The organism is Streptomyces sp. G7(2002) (assembly GCF_028870195.1).
Classification (GTDB): Bacteria; Actinomycetota; Actinomycetes; order Streptomycetales; family Streptomycetaceae; genus Streptomyces; species Streptomyces nigrescens.
Map to the genome: position 1 here is coordinate 3,934,025 of NZ_CP102609.1, position 17,711 is coordinate 3,951,735.

Consider the following 17,711-nt stretch of genomic DNA (forward strand, 5'->3'; position numbering starts at 1 on the left):
ACGAAGACGGCAAGAGGGCGGAAAAGCGGAGCGGCGGGTGCAACCGCGCGACGGATTTCACCCTCTGAATCATCGGAAATGGGTTCGGAATTCCCGCTCGCGCCAAGAGATGCTGTCGACACGAAATGTAGATTTCAGTGACTGTGAAAGAAGCCCTTGAGCCACTGCCGGGGCCCACCATCACGCCATCCGCGCAGGTCAGCATCGTCGTGATCGCCTTCAACGACGCCGGCCACGTCGGCGACGCGGTGCGCTCGGCGCTCGCGCAGGGGGCCCCCGGCGAAACGGTCACCGAAGTGATCGCGGTGAATGACGCCTCCACCGACGGCACCGGCGCCGCCCTGGACGCCCTCGCCCACGACGAACCGCGGCTGCGGGTCATCCACCGCGACACGAACAGCGGTGGCTGCGGCACTCCGCGCAATGAAGGGCTGCGCGCCGCCACCGGGCGGTTCGTGATGTTCCTCGACAGCGACGATGTGCTGCCCCCGGGTGCGGCCCGGGCGCTGCTGGCCGCCGCTCTGGAGCATGACGCCCCGGTCGTGGCCGGCGCCTGTGTCCGCCGTGAGCTGCCCGCGCACCGCGATGTCCCCTGGCAGCCGGGCCTCTACCGCGAGCCGGCGGTCCACGACTCCCCCGATGCCAGCCCCCAGCTGGTCCGGGACACCCTGTGCGTCAACAAGCTCTACGAGCGGGCGTTCCTCGACAAGCACGCCATCACCTTCCCCGAGGGCCGCTTCACCTATGAGGACTTCGTCTTCACCGCGCGGGTGCTGGCCGCCGCCCCGCGGGTCGCCACCATTCCCGACCACGTCTACGTCTGGCATGTGCGCCGCTCGGCCGCCCGGCAGTCGATCTCGCTGGACCGCAAGGACGTCGCCAACTGGCAGGCGCGGATCGCGGCGCACCGGGCCAGCGTGCAGATCTTCCAGGAGGCCGGGCACAAGGCGCTGGCGCATGCCGCGAGCACCAAGTTCCTCGATCACGATCTGCGGATGTACGTCCGTGAGCTGCACACCCGCGGTGCCGACTACCGCGGCGAGTGGTGGCGGCTGACCCGTGACTATCTGGCCGGTTTCGACGAGGCGGATCTGCGGGCGGCCCGGGCCCCGGCCCGCTGGCTGGCCCGGGTGGTGCTGGCCTCGCCGGCGCCGCGGGACCTGGGGCGGCTGACCCAGCTGGCGGCCCGGCCCGGCCGGCTGCTGCCGCCGTACGCGGAGGCCGGGGGCCGCGCGGTGTGGTCCCAGGACCTGCCCGAGGTGGAGCTGGACGCGATCGGCACCAAGCCGATGCACCGGCTGCCGGTGACCATAGACGCGGAACCGGCCCTCAGCAGTCCCGGTGTGCTGCGGCTGCGGGTGCACGACCTGTACGGGCGGCTGGCCGCGGCCGGGCCGGAGAGCATCGATATCGAGCTGCGGCGGCGCCGGGACGACCGGCGCGGCCCGGTGCACACCGCCGCCCTGACCCCGGCCCCGGCCGCCGGCGGTTCGGAGGCCTGCTGGACCGCCGAGGTCGTGCTGGATCTCGGGGCGCTGGTCGAACGGGGCGGCCCACACCGTGCCGACCCCGAGCCCTGGGATCTGATGGCGCAGGTCAGCTGCGCGGACGGGGCCGGTTTCCGGGCCGCGCTGCGGGCCATCGGGCCGGGGCTGCGCCGCCGGGTGCTGCCCAGCCGCCGGCATCTGCTGCTGCTGGTGCAGCCGTATGCGACGACCGGCGGGGCCCTGTCACTGCGGGTCGCGTCGGGGCTGCGCAGCGTATGGCGGATCGGTGCCCGGCGGCTGCGCCGCTGACGCCCACGGACCACTCCTCAGCACTCTTCGTCCCCGAGCCTAGGATTGACGCCATGTCTTACTTGATCACGGGTGGTGCCGGCTACATCGGTGCCCATGTCGTACGGGCGCTGCGCCAGGCGGGCGAGACGGTCGTCGTGCTCGACGACCTGACGACGGGCGTGGCCGCCCGGGTCCCCGAGGACGTCCCGCTGGTCGTCGGCTCCACGCTGAACCGCGCGCTGCTCGACACCACCTTCGCCGAGCACGGCATCACCGATGTCATCCACCTGGCGGCGAAGAAGCAGGTCGGCGAGTCCGTCGAGATGCCGCTGCTGTACTACCGGGAGAATGTGCACGGTCTCCAGACGCTGCTGGAGGCGATGGCGGCGGGCGGGGTCGGCCGGCTGGTGTTCTCCTCGTCGGCCGCGGTCTACGGCATGCCGGACGTGGATCTGGTCACCGAGGACACCCCCTGCACCCCGATCAACCCGTACGGCGAGACCAAGCTCGTCGGCGAGTGGATGGTCCGTGCGGCCGGCCGGGCGCACGGCATCAGCACCGCCTGTCTGCGCTACTTCAACGTCGCCGGGACGGCCACCCCGGAGCTGGCCGACACCGGTGTCTTCAACATCGTCCCGATGGTCTTCGAGCGGCTCACGGCGGGCGCCGCACCGCGCATCTTCGGTGATGACTACGACACCCCGGACGGCACCTGCATCCGCGACTACATCCATGTCGCCGACCTCGCCGAGGCCCATGTGGCGGCCGCCCGCAAGCTCGCCGGGCCGGGTCCGGTGCGCGATCTGACGCTGAACATCGGGCGCGGTGAGGGGGTGTCGGTGCGCGAGATGATCGATCTGATCACCGGGATCACCGGGCATCAGGGCGTCACCGCCGAGGTCACCCCGCGCCGGGCGGGCGACCCGGCCCGGGTGGTCGCGGCCGCCGACCGGATCACCGACGAGCTGGGCTGGAAGGCCCGCCACGACGTCCGCGACATGATCACCTCGGCCTGGGCGGGCTGGCAGCACCACCACCCGCAGGGCTGACCTCGGGCCGCACCTCGCGCCTACGGCCGCCGGGCACCGTGTTCAGCGGTGCCCGGCGGCCGTACGCGGTACGGGTGCCGTCAGACGTGACGGTCGGCGGTCCCGGCGGGTTTGCGGGCGATGAGGCAGGCCTGCCGGGTCGACTCCCCCAGCCCCTCGTCCGGCTCGTGGAGCAGCCGGGTGCGCACCTCCAGGCCGGCCCCGGCCAGCAGGCCGGCGACGCGGTCCGGCCGGCGCCGCCGGAAGTCGAGCGACACGGGGTGCCCGAACGGCTCCGCCACGTGCAGGGGCTCGTCCCCGACCTGGAAGGCGACCAGCGCGTGGCCGCCCGGGGCCAGCAGCCGGTGGAACTCGGTGAACAGCTCCGGCAGCCGCTCCTGCGGGGTGTGGATGATCGAGTAATAGGCCACGATGCCGCCGAGGGCCCCGTCCGGCAGGTCCAGGTCCGTCATCGCCCCGACCTCGTAGCGGACTTCCGGGTGCGTCCGCCGGGCCAGCGCCACCATCTGCGGGGACAGATCGACGCCGAAGACGGGCAGCCCCAGGCCGGCCAGGTGGGCCGTCACTTTGCCGGGCCCGCATCCGAGGTCGGCCACCGGGCCGGCGTCCGCGTCCCGTACGAGTTCGGCGAACCCGGCGAGTACCGCCCGGTCCAACGGCCTCGCGGCGAGGGCGTCGCGGAAGTGCTCGGCGTAGTCGTCGGCCACGGCGTCGTAGAACGTCCGGGTGGTCCGCAGGAAGTCCGGTTCGGTCATGGGCGCCGACCCTACTCCGCGGCCGCCGGGGCCGGTTGTGGGGAGCGGGGGCGCCGGTCAGGTCAGCGGGTGCGATGTCCGGCCGGACGCCTCGTCGATCTCGTCGTGTGCCTTGGTCAGCAACTTCATCGCCAGTTCGTTGAGCGCTCTGGCTCCCGCCACCTCTTCGCCGACCCTCGGCTGGTTGGAGTCGACGGGGTGGCGGCTGGCGTATCCGTGGGACCGCACCTCGGTCCCGTCGGGGAGCCGTACGAGGGCGGCGGCGCGAGTGCGGTGGTTGTCCTCCTCGAATTCCAGCTCGACATGCCATCCGACAGCGGTCTGCAACATGGCAATCACCTCCGGAGCCGCTGCTACCAGGGTGCGCCCGCTTGCCGTCCGCCGCACGATGTGCGGGGGCCGGGCCTCCCGTCAGGAGGCCCGGCCCCGGCGCTCTCGGCGGTGCCGCGCGGCTACCGCTGGAGGGTGATCGAGTTGATCGGCGTCATGTCCTTGTCGATGTAGTTGTTGGCCGGCAGGTAGCCCTGGCAGCCCGTGCCGTTGTAACCGGTGCAGGTCCGCATGGTCGCGCCCCCGGACTGGTTGTTGTAGATGCGGTGCACCCCGACCATGTTGCTGAGGTTGTGGGCCCCGTAGCTGTAGTAGAAGTGCGACGGGTGGCCGCCGTTCCAGCCGGCGTTCTGCGGGTAGATGCAGACCGCGCCGTAAGGGCATCCCTGAGTGGTGGCGGCCTTCGCCGCGGCGGGTCCGGCGGTCCCGACGACCACGCCTGCCGGGACGACCAGCGCCGCGACGGCCATGGCCGTCATGCCGACTCGCTTCAGTACGGACATGTGTGTTCCCCCTGTCATACGGCCCGCGGGGTCCTCTCCCGCGGGTGCACCGCTGCCGGTGCCTGACTGTGGGTCAGCCTGATTCAGCGGGGGCGGGCCGGGCAACGGCATTCGGCTATTGCCGAAAGGGGCTCGCCGGGCCGGGCGCCGCGGGCCCCCGGGCGGGGCCGGGGCCCGGGGGCGCACAGACGGGGTCAGCGGCGCGCCCGGCGCAGCAGGCCCGCCGGGGAGCCGCCCGGCACGGTGAGGGTCAGCGGTGTCCGCCCGTCGGCGCCGCGGCCGGCCGTCCGGACCGGCAGCTCGCGGCGGAGCGGGCCGGCGGTCACCCGCAGGGCGACCCGCCAGGTGCCCGGGGGGCCGCTGCGCAGCAGGGAGCGCACGGTGTAGCGGTCGCCGGCGGCCCGTTCGACGGTGGTGCGCAGTGCCACCGTGCGGGTCGCGTCGTAGAGGATCAGCCGCAGTTCGGCGTCCACGGGGCAGCCGGGCAGGGTGAGCCGGGCGGTGAGGGTGGCCCGCCCGGAGCGGGTGCAGTCGGCCGTGCCGCGCAGATCGCCGCCGAGCGGGCGGCGTACTCCGTCCCGGTCCAGGTCGAGGTGGAGGTGGCCGTGCGGGCGGGAGCGGAAGAGCGCGGCGACGGCGGGGCCGGCCGGGCCGCGGCCGACGATCCGCGGCGCGAAGCCGGTGTCGTCCTCGTCGTCCCTCTCGTCCTCGGGGACCAGCCAGGCCTCGCGGCGGACGGCGGGCCCGGTGGCGCCGCCCGGGCCGTGCGCGGTGACCGCGATCTTGAGGCCCCAGACGCCGTCGGCCAGTGGCGCGCCGTCCGCCGCGGTCGCGGGGTCGACGGCGGCCCGCCAGGCTCCGTCCGCGGCGCGGGCCGGGATCCGGTGGGTGGTACCGCCGCGGCGCAGCAGGATCTCGACGGTGTCGCCGCCGAGCCAGGGGAGGGCGGCGGTGCCCCGCAGGTGCAGTACGCCGCCCGCCCAGCGCTGCCGGATCAGCCGCTGGCGCAGCACCACGCGGTCGGTGAGGTCGTAGCAGGTGTCGGGGAGGGCGCGCCGCGGGTCGCGGAAGTACGGGTAGCCGGCGTAGACCCGGCCGTCGTCGTCGAGGTGCGGCGGGTCCGGGCGGTTCTCGGTGTCGGCGCGGACGACGGCGGTCAGTTCGTCGTCGAGCCCGGCGCGTATGCAGTGGGCGCGCAGCCGGAGCCGGGGCGGCAGGGCGGCCAGTACCCGGTCGGTGAGGTAGCGCTCCACGAGGGGGCGGGCGGCGGCCGCCATCGCTGTGCGGCCGGCCGGGTCGCGGGCGAGGTAGGGGGCCCCGAAGGGCATGAGTATCTCGCCGTGGAAGTGCCGGACCATCAGTTTGTCGCGGTTCGCGCCGGGCGGGACGGCGGCCGCGACCGGGTCGAGGACGGTGCCGATGTAGCCGAGGTACTCGCACCAGTCGGTCTCCTGGCGGCTGGCGTTGCTGTTGTCGTCGCGTCCGTGCAGGTAGTAGCAGGTGCGTTCGGCGAAGACGGAGACGACGTCGGCGCGCAGCAGGGCGGTGCTGCCGAACGGCAGGTCCTCGCCCAGCAATCGGCCCTCGACGAAGCGCAGTTGGTGGCGTGTGAGGAAGGAGCGGCGGAAGAGCTTGTAGGCGGCCAGGGACCAGTAGACCGGGGAGTCGAAGACCGAGACGTGTGCGCTGGTGGTGCGCAGGTCGACGGGGGCGGCGCGGCCGTCGGCGCCGGCGATCCGGCCGTAGACGATGTCCGAGCCGTACCGCTGGGCCGTCCGGGTGAGCCAGAACAGCGCCTGGGGGTCGAGGCGGTCGTCGGAGTCGAGGAAGAAGACGTAGTCGCCGGTGGCGTGGGCGAGCCCGGCGTTGCGCGGCTTGCCCGGCCCGCCGGAGGCCTCCTGGCGCAGCACCGTCAGCTGGGGGTGGCGGCGGGCCTGTTCTGCCAGCCACTCGGCGCTGCCGTCGGTCGAGCCGTCGTCGACCGCGATCACCTCGATGTGGCGGCGGTCCAGTGTCTGGGCGAAGACCGAGCCGAGGCTGCGGTCGAGGTAGCGCCGGGTGTTGTGCACCGGCACGATCACGGAGACGGTCGGCGCCGGGGCGTCCGTTCCGGTGGGAGCCGCGGCCGCGAGGTCGTCAGGGACGGACACCGTGCCCTCCGTTCTTTCGGCAGTCCCCCGGAATACCCGGCGTCCCAGCAGGGCGAAGGGGACCATCAAGACATATAACGCGAGGTGAACGTTCGCCGATCGCGGAGGGCCGCCGGTGGCTCCGACACCCGCCACCCCCCAAGAGGCGGTCCGACCCCTGGAGGTTGCCCGCCCCCTTCACCCGTGCCCGCCATCGCCGCGAGCACGGCCCCGCCGGTGGCCTGAAGCAGCCGTCAGCGGCAGCCACGGGGCGGGCACGGAGCCGACACACCCTCAGCACCGGCGGAGCCCGAGCCATCCCACCGTCCGACATATCACCACTTAACGAGATTCGTGATGAGCAGCACAGAACTTTCAGGTTACGGACAACAACCTTTTCGGGTGAACAGTAGTCAGAAGGCTGACACCACAAGAGACCCCTTTGGGTCTTTTTTGTGTTCTGTACTCAGCTCGCCACGAGGAGTAGCACCGCATGTCCGAGACAGGCGTCGACGCCGGCCCCCGCTTCAGCATCATCGTGCCCGTGTTCAGAGTGCAGGGCTTCCTGCGCGAGTGCATGGACTCGGTGCTGACGCAGGAGTTCACCGACTTCGAGCTCATCGCCATCGACGACTGCTCGCCCGACCGCAGCGGCGCCATCCTCGACGAGTACGCCGCGCACGACGACCGCGTCCGGGTCCTGCACCTCCCGGAGAACGCCGGACTGGGCCCCACCCGCAACGCCGGCCTGGCGCGGGCCCGCGGTGACTACCTCCTCTTCCTCGACAGCGACGACACCCTCGTGCCCGGCGCGCTCGGCGCCCTCGCCGAACGGCTGGCCGCCACCGGGACCCCCGAGATCCTGATCTTCGACTACGCCCGGACGTACTGGGACGGCTCCACCCGGCGCAATGCCCTCTCCGCGCTGCTCGACGAGTCCGGCGCGCCCTCCTTCCCGCTCGCCGAGCGGCCCCGGCTCCTCGATCTGCTGCAGATCGTCTGGAACAAGGCCTACCGCCGCGACTTCGTCGAAGAGCACGGTTTCGCCTTCCCGGAGGGCTACTACGAGGACGCGCCCTGGACGTTCTGCACGCTGATCACCGCACAGCGGATCGCGGTCCTCGACCGGGTCTGCCTGCACTACCGCCAGCGCCGGCAGGGCGGCAACATCCTGCGCACCACCAGCCGCAAGCACTTCGACGTCTTCGACCAGTACGCCCGGGTCTTCGACTACCTCGACGCGCACCCCGAACTGTCGCGCTGGCGCCCGCACATGTTCCGCAAGATGGTCGACCACTATCTGACCGTGCTGGACAAGCCCGGCCGGCTGCCGCAGCACGCCCAGGCCGAGTTCTTCCACCGCGCCGCCCGCGACTACCGCCTGCGGCTGCCGGCCGGCTTCGTCCGCCCCTCCGGTGTGGCCGGCGGCAAGTACGCGCTGCTCGCCAGGGACGCCTACCCGGCGCTGGCCGGTCTGAAGGTCGCCGGCAAGGTGCAGCGCACGGTGCGCAAGCACGCCGGCAAGCGGGTCCGGCAGGCCAAGCGCAAGGCCATGGACCTGCGTTACCAGGCGCTGCTGCGGCAGCCGCTGGACGAGAATCTCGCGGTCTACTCCGCGTACTGGAACCGGCTGCCGTCCTGCAACCCGCTGGCGGTCTACGAGAAGGCCAAGGAGCTGGCTCCGGACGTGCACGGCGTCTGGGTCGTCAAGAAGCAGCTCGCCGACTCGGTACCGGCCGGCATCGACCATGTCGTGCTGAACTCCCCGCGCTACTGGGAGGTGGTGGCCCGCGCCAAGTACCTCGTCAACAACGTCAACTTCGCCGACAACGTGGTCAAGCGCGAGGGCCAGATCCACCTCCAGACCCACCACGGCACCCCGCTGAAGTCGATGGGCACCGACCAGAAGCGCTACCCGGCCGCCGCCAAGGGCATGAGCTTCCGCAAGCTGCTGGCCCGCGCCGACCGCTGGGACTTCTCGCTCTCCGCCAACCGGCACACCACTGAGCAGTGGGAGCGCGTCTACCCCTGCGACTTCGCGTCGGTGGACGCCGGTTACCCCCGTAACGACGTCTACTACCGGGCCACCGCCCAGGACGTCCTCGACATCCGCGAGCGCCTCGGCATCGCCCCCGGCCGGACGGCCGTCCTGTACGCGCCGACGATGCGCGACTACCAGGTCGGCTATGTCCCGCGGCTCGACCTGGAGAAGCTCTCCCGCGAACTGGGCGACACCTTCGTCCTGCTGGTGCGCACCCACTACTTCTACGACCGGGACCCCGGCCTCCAGAAGCTCCAGGAGCGCGGAGCACTGATCGACGTGTCCGGCCACCCGGTCGTCGAGGAGCTGTGCCTGGCCGCCGACGCCCTGGTCACCGACTATTCGTCGATCATGTTCGACTACGCCAACCTCGACCGGCCGATCATCACCTACGCCGACGACTGGGACACCTACGTCCGCTCCCGCGGTGTCACCTTCGATCTGCTCTCGGGCCTGCCGGGCGACACCCCGGGCGTGATCGCCACCACCGAGGACGAGCTGATCGAGGCGTTCCGCAGCGGCCGCTGGGACGACGAGGCGGCCACCGGGCTGCGCGCCGCGTTCCGCGCGCGGTTCTGCCCGTGGGACGACGGGCACGCCGCCGAGCGCGTGGTACGCCGGGTCTTCCTCGGCCAGGAGGCCACCCCGGAGCCGCTGCCGCAGGACGAGCGCACCATCGCCCCGTCCCCGCGCGCCGCAGCCGCGGCAACCGGCCTCCTCAAACTGCCGGCCCCACGAACCGCGGCACATGACGACGTGCCCCCCTCGGGCACGTCGGGCACCTCGGGCACCTCGGGCACCTCGGACGTCGAGATGGCGGGCTGACGCACGGTTCCGGCGCTCACGCTTACGCGACTGCCTCCGGCCGGGATCCGGGCGGGATCCGGCCGGAGGCCCGGCCGGAGGCAGTCGCGGGCCCGGCCGGGGGCAGTCCTGTGGCGGGAATCCATCCCGCACGGAAGGCCTTCTCGCGCGGAGGCCTTCTCGCACGGAAGGCCTTCTCGCGCGGGAATACCCGCCCCACCCCTCCTCGTTGTGGACCCGCAGGGGGCTCCCGCACCCCCTACGGGATCCGTTCGCCCCCGCCCTAGGTGACCGCCCTCACTCCGGCCCGAGTGCCGCCCCGAGCGCCGCCACCACCGAGCCCGACAGCGCGTCGAGGTACCCCTTGGGCAGCTCGTCGCGGACGACCAGCAGCCGCCAGTACAGCGGCCCGGTCAGCAGGTCCAGCGCCAGGCGGGCATCCACGTCCTGCGGCAGCTCGCCGCGCTCCACCGCCCGCGCCACCACCGCGGCCGCCACGCTCTCCTGGCTGTCGTGCAGCGCCGCCTTCAGCGCCTGCGCCAGCTCGGGGCTGCGGGCCGCCTCCGCCAGCAGGTCCGGGATGATCTGCGAGGCCATCGGGTGCCGCAGCGCACGGGCCGCGACCTCCAGCAGCATCCGTACGTCGCCGGACAGCGACCCGGTGTCCGGCGTCGGCATACCCGCCACGGCCACCGCGGAGACCACGTCCAGGACGAGGTGCAGCTTGGAGCGCCACCGCCGGTAGACGGCGGTCTTGCCGACGCCCGCCCGCCGCGCGATGCCCTCGATCGACATCCGGGCGAAGCCCGCCGCGGCCAGCTCCTCGAAGACCGCGGCACGGATCGCCTCGGTCTTGTCCTCGCGCAGTACGGCGGCGCCTGCCGGGGCCCGGCGCGCCGCCACGGGTTCGCTCCCGCTGCCGTCTTTTGCCATGGCGTGAGCCTACCGTCACGACGCTACGGTTGCGTTTCGACGCGAGCTCCCTTTAGTGTCAACGTCGCGACGATACGGACCCGTCCCGTCGTTGCGCTCCGTTCCGCTTCCCCCGTACGCAAGCGAAAGCGGCCCCATGCCCCAGACCCTTGCTCCCCCTGCCCCGTCGCCCGCCGGGGCGTCCGCCCCCGGCGCATCCGGCGACCCCGAGCTGCGCGCACTGGCCGAGCGCCATGGCCTCACGGTGAGCGGCGCCCGCCCCTCACTGCCCGAGTACGTCCGGCAGCTGTGGCACCGGCGGCACTTCATCTCCGCCTTCGCCAGCGCCAAGATGACGGCGCAGTACAGCCAGGCCAAGCTGGGCCAGGTGTGGCAGGTGGCGACGCCCCTGCTGAACGCGCTCGTCTACTACTTGATCTTCGGTCTGCTGATCGGCACGAAGAAGGGCGTCCCCGACTTCGTGCCGTTCCTGGTGACCGGCGTCTTCATCTTCACCTTCACCCAGAGCTCGGTGATGGCCGGTACGCGGGCGATCTCGGGCAACCTGGGCCTGGTGCGGGCGCTGCACTTCCCGCGGGCCTGCCTGCCGATCTCGTTCTGCCTGATGCAGCTGCAGCAGCTGCTCTTCTCGATGGGTGTGCTGGTCCTCATCCTGCTGGGCTTCGGGCAGCTGCCGACCTGGTCGTGGCTGCTGGTCATCCCGGCGCTGACGCTGCAGTTCATGTTCAACACGGGCCTGGCGATGGTGATGGCCCGGCTGGGTTCCAAGACCCCGGACCTGGCGCAGCTGATGCCGTTCATCATGCGGACGTGGATGTATGCGTCCGGCGTGATGTTCAGCATCGACCTGATCCTCAAGGACAAGCAGGTCCCCGCGTTCGTGGAGTGGCTGCTCAACGCCAACCCGGCCGCCGTCTACATCGACCTGATGCGCTTCGCGCTGATCGACAGCTTCACGCACGAAAAGCTGCCGCACCATGTGTGGGCGCTCGCCGGGGGCTGGGCGCTGCTGATGGGCGTCGTGGGCTTTGTGTACTTCTGGAAGGCCGAGGAGCGGTACGGACGTGGCTGAGGTCAGGACGGAACAGAACGGCAGCCAGGCGACCGGGGCACGGATCCCGACCGTGATCGCGGACGATCTGCACATCGTCTACCGCGTCTACGGCACGGGCGCGGGCAAGGGCACCGCCACCGCGGCACTCAACCGCATCGTGCGCCGCAAGCCCAGCTCCGGGGTGCGAGAGGTGCATGCGGTCAAGGGCGTCTCCTTCACCGCCTACCGGGGCGAGTCGATCGGCCTGATCGGCTCCAACGGCTCGGGCAAGTCGACACTGCTCAAGGCGGTCGCCGGGCTGCTGCCCGCGGAGCGCGGCAAGGTCTACACGCACGGCCAGCCCTCGCTGCTGGGCGTCAACGCGGCCCTGATGAACGATCTGACCGGCGAGCGGAACGTGATCCTCGGCGGTCTGGCGATGGGCATGAGCCGCGAGCAGGTCCGTGAGCGCTACGACGGCATCGTCGACTTCTCCGGTATCAACGAGAAGGGCGACTTCATCTCGCTGCCGATGCGCACCTACTCCTCCGGTATGGCGGCCCGGCTGCGGTTCTCCATCGCCGCAGCCAAGGACCACGATGTGCTGATGATCGACGAGGCGCTGGCCACCGGTGACCGCAGCTTCCAGAAGCGCTCCGAGGCCCGCATCCGCGAACTGCGCAAGGAAGCCGGCACGGTCTTCCTCGTCAGCCACAACAACAAGTCGATCCGCGACACCTGCGACCGCGTCCTGTGGCTGGAGCACGGCGAACTGCTGATGGACGGCCCGACGGACGACGTCATCAAGGCGTACGAGGCGCATCGCTGACGCTGCGCCGGAGACGGACACGGGCGCGGACGGACACGGACACGGACACGACAAAGCTGCGCCGCAGACGGACATGACAGAGGGGCGCACCCACGACGGGTGCGCCCCTCTGCCGTACCGGAGTCCGGGCCATGCGGCGGCCCGGCTCCGTCAGCTACGCGTGCGCAGCAGCGTACGCATCGTCCGCATGGCCACGGACAGGTTCGCCAGATCGAAGCCCTCCGAACCGTGGATCTCCTCCAGCGTCGCGCGGGCGCGGCTGAGGATCGCCGCATTGGCCTGCTCCCAGGCCTTGAACCGCTGCTCCGGAGTCGAGGAGCCGTTGCCCACCGACAGCACGTCGGAGGTCAGCGCCGCATGGGCCGCGAAGAGGTCCTCGCGGATCGAGGCGCGGGCCATCGACTGCCAGCGGTCGTTGCGCGGCAGCTCCAGGATGCGGTCGAGGAGCTGGTTGATCCGCAGCCGGTCGCCCAGGTCGTAGTAGACCTCGGCGACATCCAGCGGTTCCTTGTCCAGCCGGTCCGCGACGGCGACGATGTCCAGCGCCGGGAAGACCGAGGAGAAGCCGGACACCTGGACGGCCAGCTGCTCGGGCACGCCCGCGTCGGTCAGCTCCTCCAGGATCGCCTGGAACCATTCCAGGTCGCCGCCCTGCAGCAGCTTCGGCAGCTCCGACCACACCTGGGAGACCCGGTCCGCGAAGAAGCCGATGGTCTCCGACAGCTCCAGCGGCTGCGGGCGGTTGTTGAGCAGCCAGCGGGTGCCGCGCTCGACCAGCCGGCGGGAGTGGAGCCGGATCCGGGTCTGGACATCGGCCGCGACGACATTGTCGAGCGCCTCGACGTCGTCCCAGACCTGGCCCAGCCGGAAGATGGCGCGGGCCGCGGTGTGCGCCCGGACGACCTCTTCGAGGGAGGCGCCGGTCTCCTCCCGCATGCGGTGCAGGAAGCTCGTACCGCCGGTGTTGACGGTGTCGTTGACCAGCACCGTCGTGACGATCTCGCGGCGCAGCGCATGCCCGTCGACCTGCTCGGGGAAACGGTCGTGCAGCGCCGAGGGGAAGTAGGCGTGCAGCAGCCGCTGGAGGTAGGGGTCGTCCGGCAGCCCCGTCTGGATCAGCGCCTCGGCGACCGTGATCTTGGTGTAGGCCAGGAGCACCGCGGTCTCGGGCTGGGTCAGCCCGCGCCCGGCGTTCAGCCGCTCCCGGATCTGCCGGTCGGTGGGCAGGAACTCCAGCGCCCGGTCGAGATCACCGTCGCGCACCAGACGGCGCATGAAGCGCTGCTGGGCGTTGAGCATGCTGGAGGACTGGGCGAGGGCCAGCGCCAGCGCGGTGTTCTGCGCGTAGTTGTTGCGCAGCACCAGCGCGCCGACCTCGTCGGTCATCTCGGCCAGCAGCTTGTTGCGCTGCTTGACCGTCATATCGCCGTCCGCGACCACGGAGTTGAGCAGGATCTTGATGTTCACCTCGTGGTCGGAGGTGTCCACACCGGCGCTGTTGTCGATCGCGTCGTTGTTGATCTTCCCGCCGGCCATGGCGAACTCGATCCGGCCCAGCTGGGTCAGGCCCAGGTTGCCGCCCTCGCCGACGACCTTGACCCGCAGGTCCTCGCCGTTGACCCGGATGGCGTCGTTGGACTTGTCGCCCACATCGGCGTTGGACTCCGCCGAGGACTTCACATACGTCCCGATGCCGCCGTTCCACAGCAGGTCGACCGGCGCCTTGAGGATGGCCTGCATCAGATCGGCGGGCGTCATCTTCTTCACCCCGGCCTCGATGCCGAGGGCGGCCCGCACCTGCGCGTTGATCTGGATGGACTTGGCCGAGCGCGGGTGGATGCCGCCGCCCTGCGAGAGCAGCTCGGTGTTGTAGTCCGCCCAGGAGGAACGGGGCAGCTCGAAGAGCCGGCGGCGCTCGGCGTACGAGGTCGCCGCGTCCGGGTTCGGGTCGAGGAAGATGTGCCGGTGGTCGAAGGCGGCGACCAGCCGGATGTGCTCGCTGAGCAGCATGCCGTTGCCGAAGACGTCACCGGACATGTCGCCGACGCCGACGACGGTGAAGTCCTCGGACTGGGTGTCCACGCCCAGCTCACGGAAGTGCCGCTTGACCGACTCCCAGGCGCCGCGGGCGGTGATGCCCATGCCCTTGTGGTCGTAGCCGGCGCTGCCGCCGGAGGCGAAGGCGTCGCCCAGCCAGAAGCCGTACGACTCGGCCACCTCGTTGGCGATGTCGGAGAAGGTCGCGGTGCCCTTGTCGGCGGCGACGACGAGGTAGGTGTCGTCCTCGTCGTGCCGTACGACGTCCTTGGGGTGCTCGACCTCTCCGCCGACCAGGTTGTCGGTGATGTCCAGCAGACCGGAGATGAAGGTCCGGTAGCAGGCGATGCCCTCGGCCAGCCAGGCGTCGCGGTCCTGCGACGGGTCCGGCAGCTGCTTGCCGACGAAGCCGCCCTTGGCGCCGACGGGCACGATGACGGTGTTCTTGACCATCTGCGCCTTGACCAGGCCGAGGATCTCCGTACGGAAGTCCTCCCGGCGGTCCGACCAGCGCAGACCACCGCGCGCGACCTTGCCGAACCGCAGATGGACGCCCTCGACCTTGGGCGAGTACACCCAGATCTCGTACGCCGGGCGGGGCGCCGGCAGGTCGGGGATGGCCTGCGGGTCCAGCTTGATGGACAGGTAGCTGTGCGGCCTGCCCTGGCTGTCCTTCTGGTAGTGGTTGGTGCGCAGGGTGGCCTTGATGACCGTGAGGAAGGACCGCAGGATCCGGTCCTCGTCCAGGGAGGCGACCTGGTCGAGCGCGCCGTCCAGCTCCTCCAGCAGCCCGTCCGTCAGCTCCGTGCCGGCCCGCTGCCGGTCGGGGGACATCCGTGCCTCGAAGAGGGAGACCAGCAGCCGGGTGGTGTGGACGTTGTTGGAGAGGGTGTCCTCCATGTACGTCTGGCTGAAGGTCGAACCGGCCTGCCGCAGGTACTTGGCGTAGGCCCGCAGCACCATCGCCTGGCGCCAGTTGAGGCCGGCCCGCAGCACCAGCGTGTTGAAGCCGTCGCTCTCGGCCGCGCTGGTCCACACCGCGGTGAACGCGTCCTGGAAGCGCTCACGGGCGTCGTCGCCCTTGATGTGTTCGGGCATCCGCAGCCCGAAGTCGTAGACCCAGGCGATGGTGGAGTCGGCGCAGCGCAGCTCGTGCGGGCGCTCGTCGACGACCTCGACGCCCAGGCGGTTCAGGCCGGGCAGCACCCGGGACAGCGAGACCGGCTCGCCCCTGCGGTAGATCTTGAAGCGGCGCTCGCCGGGGCCGGCGTCGACCGGCTCGTAGAGGCTGACCGAGAAGTCGCGGCCCGGCTCGCCGGTGAGCTTCTCGAGGTGCTGGACGTCGGCGACGGCGCTGCGCGGGCTGTTGTCGGCCTTGTACCCCTCGGGGAAGGCGTGGCCGTAGCGGCGCAGCAGCTCGGCGGCGCGCTCCTCGCCGACCTCGGCGTTCAGCGCCTCGGAGAAGCCGTCGGCCCAGGAGCGGGCGGCCTCGACCAGCCGGCTTTCGAGGCGGTCCGCGTCGGCGTCGGTGAGCTCCGGCAGGCTGGCGCCGGGCTCGACCCGGATGACGAAGTGCAGCCGGGAGAGGATCGACTCGGTGTTCCAGGCGGTGAAGTCGACGCTGGTGCCGCCCAGTTCCTCCTTGAGGATGTCGATCAGGCGCAGCCGCACACCGGTGGTGTAGCGGTCACGCGGGAGGTAGACCAGCGCGGAGTAGTAGCGGCCGTACTCGTCCTGGCGGAGGTAGAGGCGCAGCCGGCGGCGCTCTTGCAGGTAGAGGACGCTGGTGGCGATGGACCGCAGCTCGTCGACCGGCGTCTGGAACAGCTCGTCGCGCGGGTACGTCTCCAGGATCTGCAGCAGGTCGCGCCCGTCATGGCTGTCGGGGCTGAAGCCCGCGCCTTCGAGGACCTCGGCGACCTTGCGGCGGATGACCGGCACCCGGCGCACGGACTCGGTGTACGCGGCCGAGGAGAACAGGCCCAGGAAGCGCCGCTCACCGACGACATTGCCCTCGGCGTCGAACTTCTTGACGCCGACGTAGTCGAGGTAGGAGGGGCGGTGGACGGTGGCGCGGCTGTTGGCCTTGGTCAGGATGAGCAGCTTGTGCTCACGGGCCTTGGCGCGGGCGTCGGCGGGCAGCCGGTTGAAGGACGGCGAGACGGGGTGGCCGTCGGCGGTCTCGCGGTGCGTCGGGTCGGCGCGCAGTATGCCCAGGCCGGTGCCGGGCACGGCGGTCAGCACATCCTCGTCGGCGCCGCCCTCGCAGGGCGCGGTGGTCAGCTCGTACTCGCGGTAGCCGAGGAAGGTGAAGTGGTCCGCGGACAGCCACCGCAGCAGCTCCTGGGCCTCCTCGATCTCCTGGTCGCCCAGGTCGTCGGCGACCGGCTCGGCGGGCAGCTCGTCGGCGATGCGGCCGGCGGCGGCACGCATCTTCTCCCAGTCCTCGACGGCCTCGCGGACGTCGGAGAGTACCCGCAGCAGATCGGCGGTGATCTGATGGAGGTCCTCGCGGTCGGTCTCGCGGTCCATCTCGACATGGATCCAGGACTCGGTCACCGCGTCGTGCGGCAGCTTCGTGCCCTTGCCCTTGCCGGTCTTGCCGTGCGCGTCGCAGTTGGAGTCGAAGACCTCGATGAGCTTGCCGGTGACATCACGGCGGACGATCACCTGCGGGTGGATCACGACATGGATGCCGCGCCCCTGCCGGGAGAGCTCATTGGTGACCGAGTCGACCAGGAACGGCATGTCGTCGGTGACGACCTCGACGACGGAGTGGCTGCAGGTCCAGCCGTTCTCCTCGACGGTCGGGGTGTGCACCCGTACGTTCGCGGTGCCCTGAGGACGCATTTCCGCGAGGCGGTAGTGCGAGAGCGCGGCGCCGACGACATCGACCGGGTCACGATCGGTGAGGTCCTCGGGGGCGGTGTGCAGGTAGTAGCGCTGGAGGTATCCCGAAAGGGTGTCCGGGTCGAGGCCGCGTACCGGGTGCTTGCCCCCGGCCGGGCTGCTTTCAACGACCCGGGCGGCCCTGGCGAGCAGCTCGGTCTTGGCTTCGTCCAGCTTGGTCTGCATGTCCTCTGGCTCCTGTCGCGCGCCGTTGCGTGACGTTGTGGAAGAACGTGATGGAAGCCGCACAACGCCGCGACGCGGGGTGTCCTGTCGCTGTCGACGCTATGCCGCGATGAGAGAAGGCCGTGCCGTTATCGACAATCTTTGACAATGCCGACATGGATGGGTGGCCGCAAAGACCAGCGACCGCCCGGTCACGGTGGTGCCCCGGGCGCACGGCAGGGGCCTCGATGCCCCCGCGGGTTATCGCGCTGATCACGGTGCAAGGCTATCGCTCCCCACATGGGTGCCGTCATGGGCCGTGGGGGAACAAAACCTCGGCCCGAACTTAGACCTTCTGGACAACGAAACGCCGGGGTGGCGTGTGCCTGCCGCCACGGCGGCCGGATGCCCGGCGGACCGGCGCAGGTGCGGCGCG

11 protein-coding genes are annotated in these 17,711 nt (G+C 71.1%); 5 read left to right on the plus strand and 6 right to left on the minus strand.

All coding sequences use genetic code 11. The features are described from left to right. The first annotated feature begins 143 nt into the window (after positions 1–143). Positions 144–1,796, plus strand: coding sequence for a glycosyltransferase family 2 protein (locus NUT86_RS16285; RefSeq protein ID WP_159488107.1), 1,653 nt, complete (start codon positions 144–146; stop codon positions 1,794–1,796). Between the two features lie 53 nt (positions 1,797–1,849). Next, a complete protein-coding gene (gene galE, locus NUT86_RS16290) occupies positions 1,850–2,827 on the plus strand; it encodes a UDP-glucose 4-epimerase GalE (protein WP_266449652.1) in 978 nt (325 codons plus the stop codon). A gap of 80 nt (positions 2,828–2,907) precedes the next feature. Here galE and NUT86_RS16295 read toward each other — a convergent pair whose 3' ends face one another. The 4 genes from NUT86_RS16295 to NUT86_RS16310 form a co-directional block, all read right to left on the minus strand. Continuing rightward, positions 2,908–3,582: a class I SAM-dependent DNA methyltransferase gene (locus NUT86_RS16295; protein WP_018091226.1), complete on the minus strand. Its 675-nt coding sequence runs from the start codon at positions 3,580–3,582 to the stop codon at positions 2,908–2,910. 57 nt (positions 3,583–3,639) lie between these two features. Beyond that, the gene (locus NUT86_RS16300) at positions 3,640–3,912 is read right to left on the minus strand and encodes a DUF1876 domain-containing protein (RefSeq protein ID WP_018091225.1); all 273 of its coding nucleotides are present in this window, start codon (positions 3,910–3,912) and stop codon (positions 3,640–3,642) included. Positions 3,913–4,034: 122 nt separating this feature from the next. Then, positions 4,035–4,415 (minus strand): hypothetical protein, encoded by a 381-nt coding sequence (locus NUT86_RS16305; protein WP_018091224.1) that lies wholly within the window; start codon positions 4,413–4,415, stop codon positions 4,035–4,037. Positions 4,416–4,609: 194 nt separating this feature from the next. Further along, positions 4,610–6,565 carry a glycosyltransferase family 2 protein gene (locus NUT86_RS16310; protein WP_274735968.1) on the minus strand — a complete coding sequence of 652 codons (1,956 nt, stop codon included), beginning with the start codon at positions 6,563–6,565 and terminating at the stop codon, positions 4,610–4,612. A 472-nt stretch (positions 6,566–7,037) separates the two neighbouring features. Here NUT86_RS16310 and NUT86_RS16315 point away from each other — a divergent pair, with 472 nt between their 5' ends. Continuing rightward, entirely contained in the window at positions 7,038–9,410 is a 2,373-nt protein-coding gene (locus NUT86_RS16315; protein ID WP_274735969.1) for a bifunctional glycosyltransferase/CDP-glycerol:glycerophosphate glycerophosphotransferase, read from the plus strand. 276 nt (positions 9,411–9,686) lie between these two features. Here the strand turns inward: NUT86_RS16315 and NUT86_RS16320 are convergent, their stop codons facing one another. Next, positions 9,687–10,322: a TetR/AcrR family transcriptional regulator gene (locus tag NUT86_RS16320; protein ID WP_051104194.1), complete on the minus strand. Its 636-nt coding sequence runs from the start codon at positions 10,320–10,322 to the stop codon at positions 9,687–9,689. A 136-nt stretch (positions 10,323–10,458) separates the two neighbouring features. Between NUT86_RS16320 and NUT86_RS16325 the strand changes: the two genes are divergently transcribed. Together NUT86_RS16325 and NUT86_RS16330 are read left to right on the plus strand one after the other, a co-directional pair. Further along, positions 10,459–11,394: an ABC transporter permease gene (locus NUT86_RS16325; protein WP_274735971.1), complete on the plus strand. Its 936-nt coding sequence runs from the start codon at positions 10,459–10,461 to the stop codon at positions 11,392–11,394. Next, positions 11,387–12,184, plus strand: a complete 798-nt coding sequence (locus NUT86_RS16330; protein WP_148591946.1) for an ABC transporter ATP-binding protein — start codon at positions 11,387–11,389, stop codon at positions 12,182–12,184. The genes NUT86_RS16325 and NUT86_RS16330 overlap by 8 nt, the downstream gene beginning before the upstream one ends. 150 nt (positions 12,185–12,334) lie before the next feature. Here NUT86_RS16330 and NUT86_RS16335 read toward each other — a convergent pair whose 3' ends face one another. Further along, the gene (locus NUT86_RS16335; RefSeq protein WP_159488102.1) at positions 12,335–17,296 is read right to left on the minus strand and encodes an NAD-glutamate dehydrogenase; all 4,962 of its coding nucleotides are present in this window, start codon (positions 17,294–17,296) and stop codon (positions 12,335–12,337) included. Positions 17,297–17,711 lie beyond the last annotated feature (415 nt).